The organism is Enterococcus sp. DIV1444a, assembly GCF_051712125.1.
In the GTDB taxonomy this organism is placed as follows: Bacteria; Bacillota; Bacilli; order Lactobacillales; family Enterococcaceae; genus Enterococcus; species Enterococcus faecalis.
The window spans coordinates 1,426,486-1,447,692 of the sequence record NZ_JBIOOG010000001.1 but is presented as its reverse complement, the minus strand read 5'-3'; the positions used below and the strand labels follow the sequence as shown (position 1 = coordinate 1,447,692).

General features: G+C 38.1%; 21 protein-coding genes, 1 pseudogene and 1 riboswitch. Of the genes and pseudogenes, 2 read left to right on the top strand and 20 right to left on the bottom strand.

The window, feature by feature from the left end; genetic code table 11:
- Position 1: 1 nt before the first annotated feature.
- From aroB to IGI87_RS07095, 8 genes are all read right to left on the bottom strand, one after another.
- Positions 2-1,078 (bottom strand): 3-dehydroquinate synthase, encoded by a 1,077-nt coding sequence (gene aroB, locus IGI87_RS07130; RefSeq protein ID WP_113794017.1) that lies wholly within the window; start codon positions 1,076-1,078, stop codon positions 2-4.
- A gap of 22 nt (positions 1,079-1,100) precedes the next feature.
- Entirely contained in the window at positions 1,101-2,126 is a 1,026-nt protein-coding gene (aroF, locus tag IGI87_RS07125) for a 3-deoxy-7-phosphoheptulonate synthase (protein WP_002363948.1), read from the bottom strand.
- Between the two features lie 36 nt (positions 2,127-2,162).
- Positions 2,163-3,029, bottom strand: a complete 867-nt coding sequence (aroE, locus tag IGI87_RS07120; protein WP_438736546.1) for a shikimate dehydrogenase — start codon at positions 3,027-3,029, stop codon at positions 2,163-2,165.
- Positions 3,030-3,517: 488 nt separating this feature from the next.
- Entirely contained in the window at positions 3,518-3,973 is a 456-nt protein-coding gene (locus IGI87_RS07115; RefSeq protein ID WP_002357586.1) for a hypothetical protein, read from the bottom strand.
- An 89-nt stretch (positions 3,974-4,062) separates the two neighbouring features.
- Positions 4,063-4,437: a thioesterase family protein gene (locus IGI87_RS07110; protein WP_280210463.1), complete on the bottom strand. Its 375-nt coding sequence runs from the start codon at positions 4,435-4,437 to the stop codon at positions 4,063-4,065.
- Positions 4,437-5,657 (bottom strand): CCA tRNA nucleotidyltransferase, encoded by a 1,221-nt coding sequence (locus IGI87_RS07105; protein ID WP_438736545.1) that lies wholly within the window; start codon positions 5,655-5,657, stop codon positions 4,437-4,439. Before IGI87_RS07105 ends, IGI87_RS07110 begins: the two co-directional genes overlap by 1 nt.
- Positions 5,654-6,433, bottom strand: coding sequence for a 4-hydroxy-tetrahydrodipicolinate reductase (dapB, locus tag IGI87_RS07100; RefSeq protein WP_438736544.1), 780 nt, complete (start codon positions 6,431-6,433; stop codon positions 5,654-5,656). Before dapB ends, IGI87_RS07105 begins: the two co-directional genes overlap by 4 nt.
- Entirely contained in the window at positions 6,426-6,776 is a 351-nt protein-coding gene (locus IGI87_RS07095) for a nucleotide pyrophosphohydrolase (RefSeq protein ID WP_002363944.1), read from the bottom strand. The genes dapB and IGI87_RS07095 overlap by 8 nt, the downstream gene beginning before the upstream one ends.
- A gap of 123 nt (positions 6,777-6,899) precedes the next feature.
- Between IGI87_RS07095 and IGI87_RS07090 the strand changes: the two genes are divergently transcribed.
- On the top strand, positions 6,900-7,784 hold the full coding sequence (locus IGI87_RS07090; protein ID WP_174097058.1) for a YitT family protein: 885 nt from the start codon (positions 6,900-6,902) through the stop codon (positions 7,782-7,784).
- 37 nt (positions 7,785-7,821) lie between these two features.
- On the opposite strand, the gene IGI87_RS07085 is transcribed toward IGI87_RS07090, so the two are convergent.
- From IGI87_RS07085 to IGI87_RS07040, 10 genes and pseudogenes are all read right to left on the bottom strand, one after another.
- Positions 7,822-8,361 carry a ReoY family proteolytic degradation factor gene (locus tag IGI87_RS07085; RefSeq protein WP_438736543.1) on the bottom strand — a complete coding sequence of 180 codons (540 nt, stop codon included), beginning with the start codon at positions 8,359-8,361 and terminating at the stop codon, positions 7,822-7,824.
- Positions 8,362-8,370: 9 nt separating this feature from the next.
- Positions 8,371-9,627 (bottom strand): tetratricopeptide repeat protein, encoded by a 1,257-nt coding sequence (locus IGI87_RS07080; RefSeq protein ID WP_438736542.1) that lies wholly within the window; start codon positions 9,625-9,627, stop codon positions 8,371-8,373.
- A 9-nt stretch (positions 9,628-9,636) separates the two neighbouring features.
- Positions 9,637-10,677 (bottom strand): annotated as a pseudogene (locus tag IGI87_RS07075) (hypothetical protein).
- A gap of 231 nt (positions 10,678-10,908) precedes the next feature.
- Positions 10,909-11,184, bottom strand: coding sequence for an HU family DNA-binding protein (locus IGI87_RS07070; protein WP_002357604.1), 276 nt, complete (start codon positions 11,182-11,184; stop codon positions 10,909-10,911).
- Between the two features lie 247 nt (positions 11,185-11,431).
- On the bottom strand, positions 11,432-12,742 hold the full coding sequence (gene der / locus IGI87_RS07065) for a ribosome biogenesis GTPase Der (protein WP_002360340.1): 1,311 nt from the start codon (positions 12,740-12,742) through the stop codon (positions 11,432-11,434).
- Positions 12,743-12,915: 173 nt separating this feature from the next.
- Entirely contained in the window at positions 12,916-14,127 is a 1,212-nt protein-coding gene (gene rpsA / locus IGI87_RS07060) for a 30S ribosomal protein S1 (protein WP_104858209.1), read from the bottom strand.
- 113 nt (positions 14,128-14,240) lie between these two features.
- A complete protein-coding gene (gene cmk, locus IGI87_RS07055; protein ID WP_002357612.1) occupies positions 14,241-14,921 on the bottom strand; it encodes a (d)CMP kinase in 681 nt (226 codons plus the stop codon).
- 236 nt (positions 14,922-15,157) lie between these two features.
- A complete protein-coding gene (locus IGI87_RS07050; RefSeq protein WP_438736541.1) occupies positions 15,158-15,793 on the bottom strand; it encodes a LysM peptidoglycan-binding domain-containing protein in 636 nt (211 codons plus the stop codon).
- A gap of 75 nt (positions 15,794-15,868) precedes the next feature.
- Positions 15,869-17,311, bottom strand: a complete 1,443-nt coding sequence (locus IGI87_RS07045; RefSeq protein ID WP_438736540.1) for a RecQ family ATP-dependent DNA helicase — start codon at positions 17,309-17,311, stop codon at positions 15,869-15,871.
- A complete protein-coding gene (locus tag IGI87_RS07040) occupies positions 17,312-18,346 on the bottom strand; it encodes a helix-turn-helix domain-containing protein (protein WP_438736539.1) in 1,035 nt (344 codons plus the stop codon).
- 35 nt (positions 18,347-18,381) lie between these two features.
- Between IGI87_RS07040 and IGI87_RS07035 the strand changes: the two genes are divergently transcribed.
- Positions 18,382-18,600: a ferredoxin gene (locus IGI87_RS07035; RefSeq protein ID WP_002357617.1), complete on the top strand. Its 219-nt coding sequence runs from the start codon at positions 18,382-18,384 to the stop codon at positions 18,598-18,600.
- A 22-nt stretch (positions 18,601-18,622) separates the two neighbouring features.
- Here the strand turns inward: IGI87_RS07035 and IGI87_RS07030 are convergent, their stop codons facing one another.
- Both IGI87_RS07030 and IGI87_RS07025 read right to left on the bottom strand, forming a co-directional pair.
- Positions 18,623-19,954, bottom strand: coding sequence for a zinc ribbon domain-containing protein (locus IGI87_RS07030; protein WP_438737416.1), 1,332 nt, complete (start codon positions 19,952-19,954; stop codon positions 18,623-18,625).
- Positions 19,955-20,209: 255 nt separating this feature from the next.
- Positions 20,210-20,875: an ECF transporter S component gene (locus tag IGI87_RS07025; RefSeq protein ID WP_002382314.1), complete on the bottom strand. Its 666-nt coding sequence runs from the start codon at positions 20,873-20,875 to the stop codon at positions 20,210-20,212.
- A 71-nt stretch (positions 20,876-20,946) separates the two neighbouring features.
- A riboswitch (FMN riboswitch) is annotated at positions 20,947-21,066 on the bottom strand.
- Positions 21,067-21,207 lie beyond the last annotated feature (141 nt).

Here is a 21,207-nt window from a genome sequence, read left to right as displayed (position 1 = left end):
CTTAAATTCCTCCTTCTCTGTTTAAAAATGCTCGAATTTCTTCCGTTGGTAAAGAGACAATTTTCGCTTGACCAATTTTTTCTAAGACAATGATTTTAATTTGTCCCCCACGTGTTTTTTTATCATGTGTAATTGCTTGATAGAGACATTCTTCTGGCCAACGATCTGTGGTTACTGGTAAATGAAACTTTTCTAGCATGGTGACCAACTCTTGGGTAGTCCCAAGTGGGGAAAGCCCTTGTTGTTCTGCGACTTGAGTTATTTGAATCATTCCTAAAGAAACGCCTTCACCGTGAGCAATCACCCCGTAACCAGCTGTATTTTCTAATGCGTGGCCAATCGTATGCCCAAAATTCAGAATCAAACGTAAGCCCAAATCTAATTCATCTTCTTCGACGACATCACGTTTAATCTTGCAACAGGCCGTGATGATTTCTTCTGCATGTGCCACTAAATCTTGTTCATTTTCCAAAGAGGATAAACGGTGCCACAATTCAACATCAGCGATAGCTGCTGATTTTACAATCTCTGCAATTCCTTCACGCACACGTCTTGGTTCTAATGTTTTAAGTGTATTAGGATCAATTAAAACCCCATCTGGTTGGGCAAAAGTACCGACAAGATTTTTGGCTTTTTTAGTATTAACCGCTGTTTTACCTCCAATGCTACTATCTACTTGTGCCAGTAATGTTGTTGGTACTTGCAAAAAGTGAATGCCGCGCATATAGGTTGAAGCGACAAACCCAGCTAGATCTCCCACAACGCCTCCACCTAAAGCAATTAGACCATCACTTCGAGTCAATTGCTGTTCCGCTAAAAAATCATAAAGCAGCTGGGCTGTTTCGAGGCTCTTACTTTGTTCACCTGCCGCTACAGCAATCAATGATGTTTCAAAACCAGCAGCTTGCAATTCTTTCTCAACAGCTGCGCCATATAATTTATTCACCGTTTCATCGGTAATAATCGCTACCCGTTGGGGCTGCCACAGGCTACGTACCCAGGTGCCAATTTTATCTAAGGCACCTGTTTCGATGGTTAAATCATATGAATGTGTAGGTAACGTTACGGTTAATTTCATGTCCTCTACTCCTCTGTCTTTACTAATCTTCTAAAGCATTAATTTCTTTCATTGCTTTTTCGATGATATGAACTTCTTTCATCATACGTAGGTAAGTTTTTTCATTCAAGGATTGTGGTCCATCTGACCACGCATTCGCTGGATCTGGGTGAATTTCTACAATCAAACCGTCTGCACCTGAAGCAACACCTGCTCGGGCCATTGGCGGTACTAAATCCCAGATACCAACACCATGACTCGGATCAACAATAATTGGAAAATGACTTAATTTTTTAATTAAAGGCACCGCACTTAAATCAAGTGTATTACGCGTAGCAGTTTCGTACGTACGAATCCCACGTTCAATGAAGATCACATTGAAATTCCCTTGCGCAGCAATGTATTCAGCTGCATTTAGCCATTCATCAATCGTACCAGCAATCCCGCGTTTTAAGCCGATAGGTTTTCCAGTTTTACCAACCGCTTGTAATAACTTGAAATTTTGCATGTTGCGCGCACCGATTTGTAAAATGTCACTGTATTTTGCGACAAGTTCTAAATTCGCTTCATCCATCACTTCTGTAATGACTTGCATATCTAATTCATCAGCCGCTTGGCGAATGTATTTCAGTCCTTCTTCTTCTAGTCCTTGGAAAGCGTATGGCGACGTTCTAGGTTTGAATGCACCACCTCGTAAAATTGTTGCACCGCCAGCTTTAGCAATTCGCGCACATTCACGAATCTGATCTAAGCTTTCGATTGAACAAGGGCCCGCCATCATGGTCATACTGCCGTCACCGATTTTAACACCGTTCACATCAACCACTGTATTCTCTGGATGAAATAAACGACTCGTTAGTTTGTAAGACAACGAAATGCGAACACTTTTTTCCACGCCTTCTAATGCTGTTAACTCTGCTTCAACTAATTTTTCTGTATCACCAATCAAGCCTATCACTGTTTTTCCATTATCTTGACTTGTTTGAGTAGTTAAGCCTGCACCTGTTACTAAATCAATGACTTGTTTCATTTGCTTTTCGGTTGCATTTTCTTTCATAATTACGATCATTATATTCTCTCCTCATGCCTTTAAACGGCGCTCTTTTTATCTATTTTCAATTTTACGTTTTACGACTGATACAGGCATTTTTTGTCCTGTCCATTGTTCAAAAGCAGCAGCTCCTTGATAAAGTAGCATGTCCAAGCCGTTGCTTGTTTCTGCGCCACGTAAACGGGCTTCTTTTAATAATTGTGTTTCTCTGGGATTATAAATAGCATCATACACAAATAACTTTGGTTGAATCATTGCATAATTTTCTATAGGACTACTATGCGCATGTGGATGCATACCCACACTCGTTGCATTAACTAACAAGACGCTTTCAGCAACATCTTTTGCTAGTTTTTCAGTATCCGCTAAATCGTTTAAATGAATTACACAGTTGGTTCGTTCAGTGAAATTTGCCAGTTTTTTTTGACTGTTGTTAAACCCCGCGCTTTTCCTGTTGTAAACGGCGATTTCTTTCACGCCATCTAAAGCAGCTTGGGCAATGATTGATAAGGCTGCACCACCTGTTCCTAAGATGGTCATTTTATTCTGAAAAACGTCAACCTTTTTCTCTTTCAAACTCCACATAAAACCAGTACCATCCGTGCTGTCTCCGTAAAGTTTTCCATCTTTGTTGACAATCGTATTAATCGCGCCAACCAGTTGGGCGGTAGGACTTAGTTCATCCATATAACTTACAGCCGCCACTTTATTGGGCATTGATAAGTTGGCCCCTAACATGTGAAACGTTCGAATCGCTTCAATTGCTTGTGGCAGTGTCTCTTGTCCAACGTCAAACGCCAGATACCGAGCATCAACTCCTAAATTTTGAAATGCTGTATTATGAATCAACGGTGAAATACTGTGTCGGCTGGGTTTCGCGAATAGCCCAGCTAAACGAGTAGATCCAGTTATTTCTTTCATCCTGTGTGCTCCTTTACGAAATTTTTTTAGTAAGTTTCTGAAATCCTAATTTTTGGCCAAACAAAAAGGATATTCACAGTAAATTTTAAGAAAAATCTACAGCGAATACCCTACAAAAAAGCAATATAAAAGCCACTATAGATTTTCTTAAATCTACATGGCTGAAAGTCATCTTAAATTTCCCTAGCCATTATAGATACAAACGTTTGCTGTCTGTACCCATAATGTTATGAATACAAACCTATCTAAAATAGCTAAAGTAAAAGTTATTCAGTTGTGTATGGTTTTTCTTCGTTGTTGTCATAAGAATCACTCCAAAACTGATTTAATTAAGAATTGTTAACAGTATACCGCTAGAAAAAACATGTGTCAACACTTATTCGCTTATTTTTTTGACTATTTCATTAAAACCAATGTTATTTTATTTGTCAAAAGGCTCAAAAAAGCCACAGGAACCAGTCATTTCACTGATTCCTGTGGGGCAAAAATTATTTTAATTCTTCAGCGTATACATCATCAACTGTTTGTGTTGGATCGATAACAATGTATAAGTTTTTAGTTTTTTCGCTGACTTTTGTAGATTGATAGATGTTATCCAAGCCCTCATCTGTTTTATCTTTGTAAGGGAAGTAAACTAAATCTGGTGTGCCATTTTTGTAAAGAATTTCCATACGTTCGATATCTTCATATTTTAAAGCACGAGAGAACATCCCTAATTCTAAGCCACCTAAGTTAATATCGTGGGTTTGAACATGATCTCCTTCTTGGAAAATTTCAATTTTGAACCCTTCACATGGATGAATTTCAACAAATTCACTACCATGGATACGGCCAAAACTTGTTGTAATATGTTTGATCCATAAATCACCAATAAAACGACGATCAATCGTCCAAGTTTCACCATTTCTGAAATAAAATTTAAGTCCTGTCATTTCTCTAGCCATCGCACAAATCTCCTTACTTAAAAATAATTTCTTACATTATTAGTTTACCATACTTTTGATAAACGGTCACAAACTTTCGCTGTAGGTTCTTAATCTTTTGTTATTCTTTTTAAAAAAGAATCAATCTCAACTACTGCACGTTGGTGAGAACCTTTTGCAATTTGTCGTTCTCCTTCATAAGCAACAAATTCGTAGCGTATTTTGTGTGCAGTCTGTTCAATACTGGTCATCGTAACAACGAGTGTCGCTCCTACCGCGGATGGATATAAATGACGCAATTCTAACACCGTTCCGACAGTTGTTTCCCCAACTGATAATTGGTCCTTTACAGCTTCTTTGGCGGTTTGTTCAATCATAGCAGCTAAAGCAGGGGTTCCCAAAACTTCTAAGTCACCAGAACCGAGCATTTTAGCTGTTTGTGATTCTTTCACCAAAAATTCTTTCATAAACATTTCTGTTGGCATTATGCTTTCTCTCCTTTTGAACGTTGTTTTTTGGCAAACGAAAGTAGAACTTCTTGTTTATTCTCTAAGCTACCTTCAACAACGTGTTGCTCGATTTCAGCAATCAGTTCCCCTAACCATTTGCCTGGTGTTTCTTCTAAGACGGCTAAAAGGTCTTTTCCTGTAATGGCCAATTCATGTCTTTGATGGATGGGTAATGCCTTAACTAACTCTTTTGTTACTTGTACTTGACTCTCTTGTTGGTAATAATATAAAAGCCTTTCAACAAGTACTGCTGCTTCTTCACCTAATTCATAAAGCATCATTGGCTGCCAGTCGTTACTCAAGCGAAAACGCAGACCGTGCACTAATTGTGAAACGTTTTGAATTAATTGATTTGAAAGTTTCCAAGCTTTTAAGAAGGAGCGAATTTCTGCTTCTGGTAAATTCAAGGATTGGATAAGTAACGTCCATGCTTCTGCTTCTGTTTCAATTTGACGAGCAGGCAAGTCCATTAAACGAAAAAGTCCAGCCCCTTGTTCTCGTAATTTGGGACAATATTGATAGCATTCTGTTTCAATAAACGGAGCTAAGCCACCTTGTCGATTAACCCCTAAAAGCATTTTTACAAATTCAATCGTAATGCGTTCTACTGAAATTTTTTCCAATAAAGGATGAAATTCAGCGATAGCGGCTAAGGTTTTCTCTTCAATTTTAAAATCTAATTGACTCGCAAAGCGTAAGCCCCGCATCATCCGCAGAGCATCTTCATGAAACCGCTCATGGGGATTACCGACTGCACGAATGGTTTGATTAGTTAAATCTTCGATACCATCAAACAAATCAATGATTTCACCTGTGCTGTCCAGCGCCAAGGCATTAATCGTAAAATCTCGCCGTTTTAAATCTTCTTTTAAGGAGCGAACAAAGGTGACTTCATCTGGTCGGCGAAAGTCTTGATACGTTGACTCGGTACGAAAAGTTGTTACTTCATACTGTTGGTCTTCCATTAATACAAGGACTGTACCATGTTCGATGCCCACATCAACGGTTCGTTTAAAAATTTGCTTGATTTCTTCTGGATAGGCACTTGTCGCAATATCGACATCATGGATTGGTTTATTTAATAAAGCATCACGGACACTGCCCCCGACAAAATACGCTTCAAAGCCCTGTGCATTGATTTCACGAATAACGGGAGCGGCTTCTTTAAATTCGTTTGGAATGGTTGTCAATTTCATAGTATCTGTTCCAATCCGTAAAGTAGTTCAGTTCTCTGTACCACTTGCCGACAAGCTAACGCCACTCCTGTCATGAATGAACGCCGATCATAAGAATCATGCCGAATAGTGAGCCCTTCACCTACACTGCCAAATTGGACTTGTTGGTGTGCAACTAAACCAGGTAAGCGAACACTATGGATTCGCAGACCCTCGAAATCAGCCCCGCGTGCCCCTGGTATTGATTCTACCTCTTGCGGATTCCCTTGTTTTTTTGCCGGCCGAACTTCTTGAATCATTTCTGCAGTTTTTATAGCCGTTCCACTTGGTGCATCCAATTTATTATCATGATGTAATTCAATGATTTCCACATCTGGAAAATACTGTGCCGCTTTTTGGGCAAATTGCATCATTAAAACTGCCCCAATTGCAAAGTTTGGCACAATTAAGCCGCCGGTAGCTTTTTCTCGAGATAGGTTTGTCAATTCGTTGATTTGTTCCTCCGTAAAGCCTGTAGTCCCAACAACAGGCGCCATACCATGCGCCAACGCAAAACGCGTATTTGGATAGGCGGCTTCAGGAACCGTAAAATCAATCCAAACATCTGGTTTGACAGCTAGGACTTCTTCTAAGCGCTGAAAAACAGGAACTGCTGTTTCATCATTGAAAGAAACGGTTTCTTGTGCTTCATGAGGATCATACACACCTACTAATTCGAAATCTGCGGTTTCTAAGACCATTTGTGTAGCAGTACTACCCATCCGTCCCTTAAACCCAGCGACAATTATTTTAATCATGTGTTTTCCCATCCTTTCTTTCAAAGCGATAGCGATCCCGCTTGTTAAATTTGGCCATATTTTCTTCAAAAACTTCGGTTAAATCAATCTCTAAAGAATTTGCCATGCTAATCAATACAAAAAAGACATCTCCAAGTTCCTCTGATACTGTCTTTGGTTTTTCGTCTGCTTTTTTCTGTTTTTCACCATAATAATGATTGACTTCACGGGCTAATTCTCCGACCTCTTCCGTCAAACGAGCCATTTGTCCTAATGGTGAAAAATAACCTGTTTTAAATTGTTGAATATAATCATCAACTTCTGTTTGCATCGATTGCAAACTACGTTGTTCTGATTCTGACATTTTACCCCAACCTTTCTTACTCTACCTCCTACATCTTATCAAAAACTTGGCTATCTGGAAAGGTTCTACTTGTTGTTTTATATAGAGAATGATACAGTTTATACTGTAAAAGGACGTGATTAAATGGAAGAACAAAGATTTTATTTTAAAGATGTGTTATTTATTGTATTAGGAAGCTGTATCTATGCCTTTGGTTTGGTTACTTTCAATATTGCCAATGACCTGGCCGAAGGTGGTGTCACGGGGATTACTTTAATTTTAAGAGCCTTATTTCATTTTAACCCAGCATATACGACATTATTAATCAATATCCCGCTCTTATTAATTGGTGGTAAAATTTTAGGCAAACGTTCCCTCTATTATACGCTAATTGGTACCGTGTCGTTATCGGTATTTTTGTGGTTTTGGCAAAAATTTCCTGTTGAAATTAATTTAGATCATGATTTATTAATTGCTGCTCTCCTAGCTGGTTTGGCCGCGGGATTCGGGAGTGGTCTTGTTTACCGCGTAGGCGGAACCACTGGCGGGACCGACGTCATTGCCCGCATTTTCGAAAAATACTTTGGGATTAGCATGGGCCGCTCGTTGTTGCTTTTTGATGTTGCAGTCTTACTCCTCTCGTTGACCTATATTGATGTCAAACGAATGATGTATACTTTAATTGTGTCCTTTGTTTTCAGTCGTGTTGTTGATTCTGTACTCGATGGAGCCTATGCTGCGAAAGGAATTTTAATTGTTTCCAATCATTCCGAAGAAATCGGTCAAAGTTTAATGGCCTCTTTAGAACGTGGAGTAACATATTTAAATGGTGAAGGTGCTTATTCACAAGTAGAAAAACGGGTTCTCTACACGGTAGTTAGTCCTCGAGAAATAATGGAAGTGAAACGGATTGCTAATGAAATAGATGAAAAAGCCTTTGTGTCCATCATTAACGTACACGAAGCAATTGGTGAAGGCTTTACTTATGCAAAACCCAGCAAACAACGGCTCTTTAAATTAAAACAATAAATAAAACCCAGCATTTATTGAAAATGCTGGGTTTTATTTATTGTTGTTTTAAACGATTTAATTCATCGGATAATTCTAAAAACGCTTCTTTGTTGCCTGTTTCTAAAGCATCATCAATTTGAGCTTTAATTAATGCCATTCGTTGCGTTTGTTCTTCTTGCTTAAAGTATTGATTAATCGCTCTGGCAACTTCCTGATCCACTTGTTCATTCCAAGGCGCAAACGGATTATCTTCTAAAACAGATAAATACTGTCTCGTTTGCCAAGCCTCTGGAAATACACATTCTAAATAAAGAGCTTTTCGCCAATTCATCCGAATCTCGTGAAAAATTTGTTCTGGATCTGTAAATTCTTGTGCTTGGATAAAAAGTAATAACGGCTCCTTACCTAAACCATCTGCTACCACACGAATCCCCCGATCGGTTTTCTCTACGTTCTCAACAAAATGAACATTATTTAAAATCGCATCGTGCGTTAATAAGTAATTTAAAATCCACAATACTTCTCTTCTTCCAAAAGGCACTGTATTCACTAACCAAGTTAAAAATTTTTTCTTTTCTGCTAAACTAACAAACATCGTCGATTCCTATCTTTCTTCCATATCTGCTAGCACAGATTGCATATCTACATCACCAGGTTCATGTTCCAAATAGTGGTACAACAAGTGTTTCGCTTTTTCAAGTTCGCCTTCTTCTCGTAAGAACAATGCATACTCTTTTAGAAATTCTGGTTCGTGAGACAATTCTTGCGCTGCTTGTTCATAATGAACTTTAGCGATGGCAAAGTCTTCTAATTCGTTGTATGCTTTTGCTAAGTTCCATTCAGCATAAGGATGATCCGTTTCCTCTAAATCATTTAAGATAGTAATTACTTCCTCAAAACGCTCTTCCGTGATGTAGAGATTACTTAAGGTCAAACGACTTTCATCTGTTTTCTCACCTAATTCCAAAGCTTTTAACAACCAGTTTTCAGCACCAGCAATATCGTGTAAGCGATAGGCATTTTCAGAGGCAAATTGGTATAACTCTACTTGGAAAGGATTTTCCGCAATTCCTTCTTCGATAACCGCTTTTGCTTCCTCCAATTGCTCTTCTTTTTGGAGCGCTTCCGCTAAATATAGATAAAGTGATTGATAATGTGGGTTTAGTGTTTTTAATTGCTGGAACAAAGCAATGGCTTTTTGATTCTCATGTAACTGTAAATAAGTGAAAGCTAACTGGAATAAACGATCGTCTGTTTGTTCTTCTTTGACTGCGGCTTCCAAATAAGGAACTGCTTCTTCAAAATCACCTAACATGCTGTAACTACTTCCTAAGCGTTCATTCAAGGAAATAGCAGAGATTTGCGCTGTCCCACTTTCTACAATGCTTTGATAACGAGTGATAGCCTCGACAAATTGACCATTTGTAAAATATAGTTCTCCCAAAGCAAATTGAATTAACGGCTCTTCTGGCATAAGATTGGCTGCTTCTTTTAATTTCGCTTCACTGACTTCTGGAATCCCTAAAACTTGGTACAAATCCGCAGTGACTAAGAGACTTTGGACATAACTGTCACTAGTTTCTGGAATTTTTTCTAAATAGATGAATGCGTCATCTATTTCATTATTTTCAATGGCGATTTCTGCTAATGGAATGTTTAAGCCATCTGCATCGGGAAATTGTTCCAACAACTGTTGGAAAATTTGTTTGGCTTCTTCTAGAAAACCTAAAGATAATAACGTTTCCCCTAAATCAGCTAAGGTATTTTCATCATCTTTCTTTAATGCTTCTTCAAACATCAACTGTGCTTCTGCTAAATTTTCAGCTTGTAATGCTTGAACCATTTTTTCACTATATGACATAATTTCCCCTCAAATCTCTTTTAAAATTTCTTGGTATCTTTCAATCGTTGTTAACAGTTGATCGGGCGTTGGCTTTAAAGCTGCTCCTAGTTGACCGATTTTTTCCAACACCATAGGAGGACCTAGTGTTTCTGTGTGAAGCAAAACTTGTTCTGCGTAATCAGCACTTAAAATTTCTTTTGGAAACGCCACTGGAAAACCTAAGCGAATAAACCAAACGATAAAATTTTTAAATTGAAAGTCAAAGTGATTGACTTGCTGGCTCCATAAAACTTGTAACAATAATCCCAATAATCGTTTCATGGGCCCTGATAACAAATGGCCGTTTTCGGTTGTAGCAAAGGCCGCTTCAAAAACTCGGCCAAATTGATCCACTTTTTCCCCTGCTTGTTCATAAAAAGATAACAACTCGTCTAAAATACCATTAAATGACGTTTGATTCAACCGTTTTTTATCTGGATACGTTTGGTACAGCATTTGTAAATAAGTATAATCACAGACAAGGCCCACGCGAATAAAAACGAGCAAATCAATTAAAGGGGCGGCACCTTTTTTATTGGTCAAGGTACTATCAAACAAGATTTCTTCCGAATGATTTTCTATATGCATGGTTGCATGCTGTGCTTGCTGAATTGTGACACTTGGTAAAAGTCCTTGGCGTAACGCTTGAACAGATACAGGCATCAGCCAACATTTGGAAGAACACTTACTTACTTGGTGCAAAAATGCGGTTAATTGTAGTACCCCTTCATTGCCCAAACCAATCAATAAAACCTCCTGATTTTCTGGTCAATCAGCTAAGAAACGTAACACACTTTCTAATTCTGATAAGTCATTGCAATGAACATCATTGCGACAAATGTACCAGTTTAATCCCGACTGTTCCCCAAAGGCATAATTAATCTTCTCCGAAAAAAGATCATAGTAACGCTGATTCGCCAAAACAACAATTGATTCCGGCGTTACTGGTCGTTTTTTTAGGACGGAAGCAAATGTTTCTCCATAAATAATAGCGACCTTGTTTTGCCCTCTAGAATAGTTGTATTTCATTGATTCACCACCTTAAGACTGTTTCCTCTTCCTTTACCCCAAGTCTAGCATAACCACTAAAAAACAGCTACTAGCAACAACTTATTTTTGTCTTTCATTCATAAATCTTTCTCTTTTTATCAAAAAAGCAAGATCTCCTTATTTTGACTAAGAAGAACCTCTTAAAATAACATTTTGTATGTATGATTCAAAAAAAGAACCCTTGGAAACCAAGGGTTCTAATTGTCTGTCTTATTTCACTGCATCTTTCAATGCTTTACCTGGTTTGAATGCAGGTACTTTGCTTGCAGCGATTTGAATTTCTTGTCCAGTTTGTGGGTTACGTCCTTTACGAGCTGCGCGTTCGCGAACTTCAAAGTTACCAAAACCGATTAATTGAACTTTTTCACCTTTAGCAAGAGTTTCTTGAATTGTTGAAAAGACAGCGTCTACTGCTGCAGTAGCATCTTTTTTAGTTAAACCAGTTGAAGATGCAACGTTTTCGATTAATTCTGCTTTATTTGCCATGGATCATTTCACCTCCTCTATAAGAGATACGATGTTTTTACACACCTAAAGTTCCGTCTATTTTTGAGTGGTCCAAAAACAGACAGCAAATATTGATCTGGTTCAATATTCTGTTAACAAGATAGCATAAGAAAGTTGTAATAGCAAGGTTTTTAGTGTATTTTAACCAGTTTTTTCAAAAAATAATCATTTTTTCTCAAAGTTGATAAATTTATTTGAATATCTAAAAAAAGTATGGTAGAATGCACTATTTTCGGCGTCGCGGAATGATTTTAATCGGCGTGCCCTCAAACGTAAATGCTTTTCTGATTTGATTTTCTAAAAACCGGGCATAAGAAAAGTGCATTAGTTCTTCTTCGTTGACAAAAATAACAAATGTAGGTGGTTTGACTGCCACTTGTGTTGCATAAAAAATCTTCAAACGTTTTCCTTTATCGGTTGGTGTCGGATTAATTGCTACAGCATCCATTATAACGTCATTTAACAACGCTGAAGGAATCCGTAAGTTTTGATTCATACTTACTGTTTCAATTAGTTCAGGCAGTTTGTTTAAACGTTGTTTGGTTAATGCAGACACAAAAATAATGGGTGCATAATCTAAATATTGGAATTCATCACGAATTTCCGCTTCAAAATCACGCATTGTATTTGTATCTTTTTTGACTGTATCCCATTTGTTGACCACGATAATAATACCGCGACCTGCTTCATGGGCATAGCCCGCCACACGCTTGTCTTGCTCCCGAATACCTTCTTCTGCATTCAAGACCATTAAAACAATGTCTGAGCGTTCAATCGCCCGCATTGCGCGCATGACGCTATATTTTTCAGTTGATTCGTATACTTTCCCACGTTTACGCATACCAGCTGTATCAATCATTAAGAACTTTTGACCTTCTTCAGATTCAAAATACGTATCGATTGCATCTCGCGTTGTTCCTTCAATATCTGAAACAATCACACGATCTTCACCAAGAATAGCATTAATCAATGATGATTTACCGACATTTGGACGCCCGATCAAACTAAATTTAATTGTATCTTCGTCCTCTTCTTCTGAAGTGTTAGGAAAATGTTTAACTGCTTCGTCTAACACATCGCCAATGCCTAAACCGTGACTACCAGAAACTGGGAAAGGATCCCCTAGTCCTAAAGCATAAAATTCATAAATATCATTACGCATTTCAGGATTGTCAACTTTATTAACAGCTAAGATCACTGGTTTATTACTACGATATAAAATTTTTGCTACTAACTCATCTGCATCAGTAATTCCTTCACGGCCACTAGCAACAAAGATAATCACATCTGCTTCATCAATCGCAATTTCTGCTTGGTGTTTGATTTGGTCCATAAATGGTTCGTCACCTAAATCAATCCCACCTGTATCAATAATACTAAATTCACGCCCTAACCATTCTCCAGTTGTATAAATACGGTCGCGTGTTACGCCAGGAGTATCTTCTACAATCGAGATACGCTCACCGGCAATGCGGTTAAAAATAGTCGATTTACCGACATTCGGTCTACCGACAATCGCAATAGTTGGATTTGCCATTTGATTCCCTCCTTGAGAATTTCAATCCTTACTAGTTTACCTAATCAAACCTTAAAGTGCAAGAAAAGTTTTAGTTTCTGCTGATTTTCTAACCAATTCAAGAAAAAATGAGTTTGACATAGCCGATCTGTTTACGGCTATATCAAACTCATAAATTTCAAGAAAGTAACGTGTTATTCCTCTTCTTTCGCATCAGATAAAGCGTCACCTAAAATATCGCCCATGGTAAAGCCAGTATTTTCTTCAGGCAATTCATATTCCTGTTCTTCTTTTGGTTCTTCTTGAGACTCAGGTTTTGGTTCTAACGCTTTGATACTTAAAGCAATACGATGTTCCTCTGGATTAACTTCTAAAACTTTCACTTGTACTTGATCCCCTTCATGAAGAACTTCATGAGGCGTTGCAATATGCTTGTGAGAAATTTGAGAAATATGCACTAATCCTTCCACACCAGGGAAAACTTCCACAAACGCACCGAAGCTTGTTAGACGTTTTACTGTTCCATCTAAAACAGTCCCAACGGCCGCTTTTGTTTCGATATCTGTCCATGGTCCAGGCAATGTTTCTTTAATAGATAAAGAAATACGTCCTTCTTCTGGATTAATTGAAAGAATTTTTACTTGAACGTCTTCGCCAACAGTTAACGCATCACTTGGTTTGCCCACATGCTGATGAGCAATTTCAGAAACATGAACTAAACCATCCACGCCACCTAAATCAATGAATGCACCAAAATCTGTTAAACGAGCTACTTTTCCTTCAACAATGTCTCCGTCATGTAAGGAAGAAAGTAATTCTTCTTTTTTCGATTCTTTTTCAGCTTCAACAACTGCTTTATGTGAAAGAATTAAGCGGTTTTCTGAAGGTTCGATTTCAATAATTTTAAATGCTAGTGTTTGACCTTTATATTCAGAAAAATCTGCAACAAAATGATCTTCAACCATTGAGGCAGGAACAAATCCGCGAACACCGACATCCACAACCAAACCACCTTTAACAACATTTGTAACAGGTGCTTCGATTACTTTGCCCGCTTGGAAATCTTGTTCAATTTCTTCCCAAACTTTTTTAGCATCTAAACGGCGTTTTGACAGTAAATAACTGCCGTTTTCTTTATCTTTGCCAATTGATGTGATCACAACTAAATCTAACACATCACCGACTTTCACAAGTTCGTGTACATCTTCAACTGGTAAAGTCGATAATTCCTTTGCAGGAACAACGCCTTCAACGCCCGCTCCTTCAATGCCGACAACCACTTGTTTGTCTTCAATGGCTAAAACTTCGCCTTTAACAATATCGCCAACACTGACTTCTTGAACGCTGTTCATTGCATCTTCCATTGTTTCGTTGTTTGCTACTTGTTTGTCTTCAAAATCTGTCATGCCTCTTATCCTCCTATGCCAACAAAAATTCCAAAACTTAGCTATATATACTTACATAGTACGAGATTTTTGTAAAAAAATAAAGCGATTTCTTCTATTTTTCTTAAAATTCTTTAAAAAAGTTCAAAACCTTTTTGTTTAATCACATTTTGTATGGCGGCGACGACTTCTTCAATCGTCAACCCTGTTGTATCGATTTTCACAGCATCACTTGCTTGGACAAGGGGTGATACTTCTCTGGTTGAATCTAAATAATCCCGACGTTCAATCTCCGCCTTCAAGGTTTCAAAATCCGTCTCAATCCCTTTTTCTTGATTTTCTTTAAAACGACGTTCGGCACGTTCTTCAACGCTAGCCACCAAGAATATCTTTACTTCGGCCTTTGGTAGAACTGCAGTACCAATATCTCGACCATCCATGACAACTCCGCCGGCTTGACCAATTTTCTGTTGTAACGCCACCATTTCTTCTCTAACTTTTGCATGTTTTGAAACAGCTGAAACAGCATTCGTTACATCTGGCTGGCGAATCGCTTCGGTCACTTCATGGCCATCGATAAAAACACGTTGGCCATTCTCTGCTTGCTGAAAAGAAATAGTGTGGTTGACACAAAGTGCTACTAATGGCTCTTCCGCTTGAATATCGATTTGATTTTGCAAGGCCAGATACGTAATCGCTCGGTACATGGCACCCGTGTCACAATACACATAATTCAATTGTTTTGCTAAAATTTTTGCAACTGTACTTTTGCCTGACGAAGCTGGTCCGTCAATAGCAATACTGATTTTCCCCATGAAAAAACTCCTTAACTGATATGCATCCTTTAAAATGCGCTTCTTCTTTTATATTAAAATCGGAAGAAAAGAACTTGGATTTAAACTGATGACGAGTCTCTAACGAAAAAGCAATAAGCCGAAATCCCTCGAAAGACGCAAAACATCTTTCGGAAATTTCTGCTTATTGGCATTCTCATGTAATCATCCGTCGCGGTTTAACCCTTGAAAGTGCTGTCCAAACCTCTTTTTCTGGATTATTTAATACGTAATGGTTGTCCTGGATAAAACACAGATGTATCAATCCCAGGATTTAACGCTAAAATTTGTTCTAATGTCATTCCGTTACGTTCGGCAACTTGACGTGCCCCTTCGCCACTTTGAATGGTATCATAAACAGGTTGTTGGTTCTGTGCTTGTTGCTGTTGCTGTTGCTGCGCTTGCTGTTGTTGATTTTGAGCTTCTTGTTGTTGTTGCTGCTCTTGCTGTTGTTGTGCTTGTTGGTCCTGTTGTTGCTGTGCAGCAGCATCTGAACTTGAAGGTGCTGTATTTTCAGCTGGTTGGCTACTTGCTGGTTCTGAGCTTTCCACTGATTTTGACGTACTTTCTTTTTTCTTCTCTTTTGATGATGATTGGACTAATGAAGAAGATGGCTGGCTATTTTTGCTAGCACTTTCGTTCGGTTTCTTGTCTTGCATCATCCATAAGAAAGTCCCAATTGGAATGGCAATAATTAATAATAGCAAAATAACTAAAACAGTTAGAAATAATGAATTTCCTCGTTGCTGTTGGCGTTTTGCTAAACGAGAACCACCACCATTTTGATCAGGTTCATAAATTGATTGTTCCCATGGCTCACGAGCTTGGTTTTTCTTTTTGTCCTTTTTACTCACTGCTAATTTCCTCCTAAACTTCTCTCGCTTGTTATTATATCATAGCTTTTGCCAACTGCCGACTAAAAAAATGAATTAATCACGTTCTTTAAATAATTTTAGAAATTTAGAACGCCAATCTTCTTCATTTTGATTGCTGGTCTTGTTCGATTTTACTATTGAATCTTGGTAAATGTCAAAGAATAACGCACAATTATCACAACAAGTTTCTGGTGATTGTTTTACAATCGATTCTTGAAAATAAGTTTGAATCAACGTTCTTCGACAGGTTGTGGTTTCAATATACGTCAGCATCCCTCTTAATTGCGCTTGACGATCTTTTTCTTTCTCCTCTAAACGATGCTCTAGCTCTTCAAAAGAATAATCCTTGGCTAAATAGCCTTGAACCCATTTTTGTTGTAACTCGGTGGCATTTTCTAGCAAACCTGCTTGTTCTTCTCCTTCAATCAGCGATTTTAAGGTTGCTCGATTCGCTCTTGTCTCTTCTAAGAAAAAACGATGAATAAATTCATCCCCTTTTTTATATAATAATAGCGCCCAACTTTTTTGGCCATCACGTCCCGCTCGCCCAATTTCTTGCAGGTAATTTTCTAAGCTATCAGGCAAATCAAAATGAATCACTCCACGGACGTCAGGTTTGTCGATTCCCATCCCAAAAGCATTCGTTGCACAAAGAATATCGATTTGATTATCAATAAATTGTTCTTGCAAGCGGCTACGTTCACTAGCCTCTAAGCCCCCATGATAATAGGCTACCTTAAAGGTGGTTTTTGCCTGAATAAGTTGACTAATTTGTTCTGCTTTGTTGCGCGTGGCGCAATAGATAATGATTTTACCAGCAACTTTAGATAAGTAATTTAGTAACACTTCTTCTTTTTCTGACGTTTCCTTGACGAACAAGCCAATATTTTTTCGATTCACTGAAGAAAGAACTTCTTGATAGCTACCTTGAGAAAATAATTGTTTTATTATTGCGTGCTGTACAACGGGTGTCGCTGTGGCAGTTAACGCCAAAGTCAAAGGAAAGTCTAGCTGTTTTTGGACCAGATCTAATTTGCTATATTCAGGGCGAAAATCGACGCCCCACTGATAGACACAATGAGCTTCATCCACCACAAACAATGCAATTTTTTGGCGTTGTAACACACCAAGCACTTCCTGCTGCAAAAGCATTTCTGGGCTTAAAAACAGATAATCGTACTGAAATATTTTCGCTAAAATATAACGCTTTTCTGAATATTGTAACGTACTGTTTAAGGCAACCGCACCTTTAATTCCTTGTCTTTGTAATTGACGTACCTGATCTTCCATTAACGAAAGTAAGGGAGAAACAATTACCGTTAGTCCCTCTAACTTCTGGCCCACAAATTGATAGCACAATGATTTGCCAGTGCCTGTTGGTAAAACAGCCAATGTATTCATACCGTCAAGTAAGTTTGTAATCACTTCTTTTTGACCAGGCTTAAACGCTGCATAACCAAATCGAGTGAATAATTCTTGTTCTAATGTCAACAACACTCACTCCTTTTCTTGCCAAATTTGTTGGATTTGATATAACCGGAAATCTAAATAAGAAAGCGTCTCTTCTTGCGCTCGCCAATCCCGATACACCCATAACCGCGGATCTTGTTCTGTTTGAGCCAAGTTTTGGAGCATTGCCTCCTTTTCAAGATAAACAGACGCCTGCAGCTGCCCTTGAATAGCCAACTCTAATAGATGGTCATGAATGGTACTCAGTTTTATTTTTCGCTGCTCAGCAATCTCTTGAAGCGTCTTGCCTTCCGTTAACAAACGTTGAGTTTCTTGCATACTTTGGTTTAGATTTTTTTCTAGATACGGCCATACAAGCGTTTGTAAAGCAGGATAGTTTCCTCCGTACATTATCAACTGCAGTAAATGATGAACCGCTTGCGTGTGCCACAAACGCTGTTCAAGAGCTGTCTTATGGCTTGTTAATTGCTGAGGAACTTTGCCAGTTTGCTGATAACCAAAAAGTTGCGCAACCAAATAGTCGCTTTCTGCTTCAGGTAGTAACTCAAACCCTCGCAACAGTTCTTCTTTGATTGATTGAATGCGCTGCTCTTTCTTGTCTTGTTGTAACCATCGTTTCAAATATAGTTGCGGAATCGGTGTTGATAAAAGTGGAATATACTGTTTTTCCTCAAATGATAAATACGAAGTCACTTGCACGGCAAATTGAATGAGTTGCCAACTTTCTCGATCACTTCTGCCAAAACGATAAAGATCAATTGCAGGATAATCCAGTAACGAAAAATGGTGCTCCTTTAAAAATAGTTGCCCTTCTTTTGTTAGTTGAATCTCATTTGTCTCTTTGTGATACTGAATTTGTTTCGCCTTCGAAAGTTTTTCAAGAAATTGAAAATAGGCTTGTTCGGAAATCGTTGGCCACCAGCCAATGAACCGTAAACAATCATATAAAAAACCATAAATCAAAACAGAGCTAGTCCGTTTGCCTTTTAAAAGATGATACAAAGTTGATGCACGTACCTTGTATCCATGAGATAATAACGCTAAAATAAAAGTTGCTTCCATAGTAAACCTCTTTTAGATAGGATGTGTCACTGTTTATGCAATCACGTTTAGTTCCTGAAAAATGTATTGCTTGTGGACTTTGTCAAGTTTATGCGCCCAATATATTTGATTATGATGATCATGGGATTGTCCTTTTTAAAGACGAGCCGCATGCTCGACAACAATTTATTCCAGAAAACGAACGCGAGAATGTGTTAAAAGCGTACCGCAAATGTCCCACGCGTGCAATAGAAATAAGCAAAAATGAGTGCTAAATAATTTAGCACTCATTTTTGCTTAGAGTATTTTTTCGAGCCAAGCAAGTGTTTGTTCATCTATCGAAACAAACTGTAATTGTCCTTCTTTTAGCGGTTCTTTGACTAAATGAATTTGATCATTTAGGCCATTGATCCATTCATAACGAAGACCATTTTCTTTTGCTTTAGAATTTTTGGCTTCTAAATAATAATTGACATGGTAATTTTCTTTACCATCCAATTGTAGCGTATTAATGGTCACTTCAAAATCTGGTGAACCATCGGTCGATTTCTTTTCACGTAATCGTTCAAGTGCTTCTATAAAAGAAGGAAATTGAGGATTATTTTCCCCACCAACGAGATATTTTTCAGCAAATTCTGCACTATCCGTATGACTTTTCACTTGTTTGGCAAATGCTTGATAAAAGGTTTCTAGCGCTTTGCGGGCATCATAGTCGCTAGCTAACGGAAAATTCAATTGTAGCGTAGGATTATCGGAGAGCGCTTCGACAAAATCATTTTCACCAATCGTTTCTTTTGATGTTTGAATTTCTTCTCCATTAATCGTCTTTTTAAGTTGAATCGTCATCCCTTTGGACCAGAACAAAGGGCCAATCGTTTTGCTTCCATTCGTTAGCGTACCAACTTTCCGATCATTAATATAAATATCTGCGTCTGGCAGATTGCTCTCCACAACAAAATTCATTCGTTTAAAATCTAAAGGAATACTAGAAATATAATTTTCCTCTTCTAATAAACGATACTCTTCTGTGATAACAGGTTCGCCGGTGCTATCTTTCACTGTGGCTGTAAAGGTATATTGTCCTGGCGCTAAGGGTCCCAATTCCTTTTGATAAGTAGTTGAGTCGGAAGTGCCCACTTCCCGCCCGTTCATTGCCAGCGTCACACCGCGCTGATTCGTCGTTAACTGAACAGAAACAGGCGTTAAAATGAATTGATAACGGTGAAAGAAAAATGCTGTTTGACTTGTTTCACGAATAGTTAAACCATGTAGCTTTTTATCCTTTAATAGCGCTTTTTCTAATTTTTTTAGCTCAGTTGGATTTTTTTGATAATAAGTGATTAAAGGCTTAATGCTTTGCGGATTCACTTGAAATTCAGACTCGTTCGTCCTCATTTTTTTACTTAATTCTTGGGCATCACCATTCTCAATCGCTTCAATAAAATGAGAAATTTGTTGTTCCTTAGAAAAATAATGCGTCCCGAGAAAATAGCTACTCGTTCCAAGAACGATGAACACAAAAAGAAACACCCAGATCCAGCTTCTTTTTGATCTGAGAGGAGTAGATTCGTTCCCTTTATTCATTGATGGTTGTGCTTGGTTTTCCTCTTGATGCATTGATTCATTCATTAGCGGAGCGCCGCATTCTTCACAAAAGGACTCCGTATCACGATTCACGTGACGACAATTTTTACACTTTTTCACTCAGGAAAACTCCTCTTTCTTTGATGGTTTCTATCATACCAAGGGAAAGTTAAAATTACAATGCAGATGGTTTAGTATTTTTTAACAGAATGATGACAGATTATGACAACCTCTTTTCTTTTAGGCGTATATTTTAAAAACCCACTGTCAAACATTGTTCAACAGTAGGTTTTTTATCATTTATTTTGTTAACGGTGTTTTTTTCTGAATAGTATGTTGTTTTTTTGATAGCCATGGCAATAACTTCGCATGTAGTACTAGAAAAACACCACTGACTAAGAGGCCTTTAATAAGGTTGAATGGCACAATACCAATCGCCACATAGCTAGCTAAAGATGTTCCTAAAAATTGTTGTGTGGTCACACCATATAATTGCAAGTAAATTGGTGTAATGACAAAATAATTCGCAATACTCATGAAAATTGTCAAGGCTAAGATCCCACTTACTAAGCCCACTATCCGATTTGTACGGATATTTTTCTTTTTACCAAAGAAATAAAAAATTGGCAAGGTGAAGATACTACTTGCTAAAAAGCTAGCGAAATCTCCCACCATATTTTGCGGTGCTAGTCCGGTTAAGAACAGGTGTAGCAACGAACGAACAAAAGCAGTAATTACTCCTGCTAACGGTCCGTACAAGAACATTCCGAGTAGAATCGGAATATCACTAAAATCGATTTTCAAAAAACTAAACGCCGGCATAATCGGAAATGCCACAAATTGTAATACTGTACCGATTGCAGCCAACATTGCAATGCTGACCATTTTTTGTACCTTGTTGTTCATCTGAAATCCTCCAATTAAGGACCCATCTTCAACGAACTTTTTGATTCGCTTCTTTGTCATACAAAAAAACCCTATTTTTCTGCAGGGAAAAATAGAGTAGGATTATCTGATGAAAAAGCGTCTCAAATAAGCCCTATCTTCTTTATCCAGACTATACTGTCGGTATTGGAATTACACCAATTCAATCGTTAAAAACGAGTCGTGGACTATAACCACCGGTCGGGAATTACACCCTGCCCCTGAAGACGAACCTTGTATTATATTTTTTTACTTACTTAGTGTAACCGATTTGAACAATGAATGCAACTAACTAAGCTTTTTTATTAAATTTCATTGATTGCTTCGTTTCTCAAAAAAAAACAATCCCTCCGCCATAAGTGCGAAGAGATTGG

Coding starts and splice junctions, on each gene's coding strand:
- aroB (WP_113794017.1), bottom strand. CDS start 1,078: ATGAAATTAACCGTAACGTTACCTACACATTCATATGATTTAACCATC.
- IGI87_RS07085 (WP_438736543.1), bottom strand. CDS start 8,361: ATGTTTGTTAGTTTAGCAGAAAAGAAAAAATTTTTAACTTGGTTAGTG.
- IGI87_RS07070 (WP_002357604.1), bottom strand. CDS start 11,184: ATGGCAAATAAAGCAGAATTAATCGAAAACGTTGCATCTTCAACTGGT.
- IGI87_RS07090 (WP_174097058.1), top strand. CDS start 6,900: ATGGAAGAACAAAGATTTTATTTTAAAGATGTGTTATTTATTGTATTA.
- IGI87_RS07035 (WP_002357617.1), top strand. CDS start 18,382: ATGCAATCACGTTTAGTTCCTGAAAAATGTATTGCTTGTGGACTTTGT.
- IGI87_RS07105 (WP_438736545.1), bottom strand. CDS start 5,657: ATGAAATTGACAACCATTCCAAACGAATTTAAAGAAGCCGCTCCCGTT.
- IGI87_RS07030 (WP_438737416.1), bottom strand. CDS start 19,954: ATGAATGAATCAATGCATCAAGAGGAAAACCAAGCACAACCATCAATG.
- IGI87_RS07110 (WP_280210463.1), bottom strand. CDS start 4,437: ATGCCAACAGAAATGTTTATGAAAGAATTTTTGGTGAAAGAATCACAA.
- IGI87_RS07025 (WP_002382314.1), bottom strand. CDS start 20,875: ATGACAAAGAAGCGAATCAAAAAGTTCGTTGAAGATGGGTCCTTAATT.
- IGI87_RS07040 (WP_438736539.1), bottom strand. CDS start 18,346: ATGGAAGCAACTTTTATTTTAGCGTTATTATCTCATGGATACAAGGTA.
- der (WP_002360340.1), bottom strand. CDS start 12,742: ATGGCAAATCCAACTATTGCGATTGTCGGTAGACCGAATGTCGGTAAA.
- cmk (WP_002357612.1), bottom strand. CDS start 14,921: ATGGGGAAAATCAGTATTGCTATTGACGGACCAGCTTCGTCAGGCAAA.
- dapB (WP_438736544.1), bottom strand. CDS start 6,433: ATGATTAAAATAATTGTCGCTGGGTTTAAGGGACGGATGGGTAGTACT.
- IGI87_RS07115 (WP_002357586.1), bottom strand. CDS start 3,973: ATGGCTAGAGAAATGACAGGACTTAAATTTTATTTCAGAAATGGTGAA.
- aroE (WP_438736546.1), bottom strand. CDS start 3,029: ATGAAAGAAATAACTGGATCTACTCGTTTAGCTGGGCTATTCGCGAAA.
- IGI87_RS07095 (WP_002363944.1), bottom strand. CDS start 6,776: ATGTCAGAATCAGAACAACGTAGTTTGCAATCGATGCAAACAGAAGTT.
- IGI87_RS07080 (WP_438736542.1), bottom strand. CDS start 9,627: ATGTCATATAGTGAAAAAATGGTTCAAGCATTACAAGCTGAAAATTTA.
- aroF (WP_002363948.1), bottom strand. CDS start 2,126: ATGATCGTAATTATGAAAGAAAATGCAACCGAAAAGCAAATGAAACAA.
- rpsA (WP_104858209.1), bottom strand. CDS start 14,127: ATGACAGATTTTGAAGACAAACAAGTAGCAAACAACGAAACAATGGAA.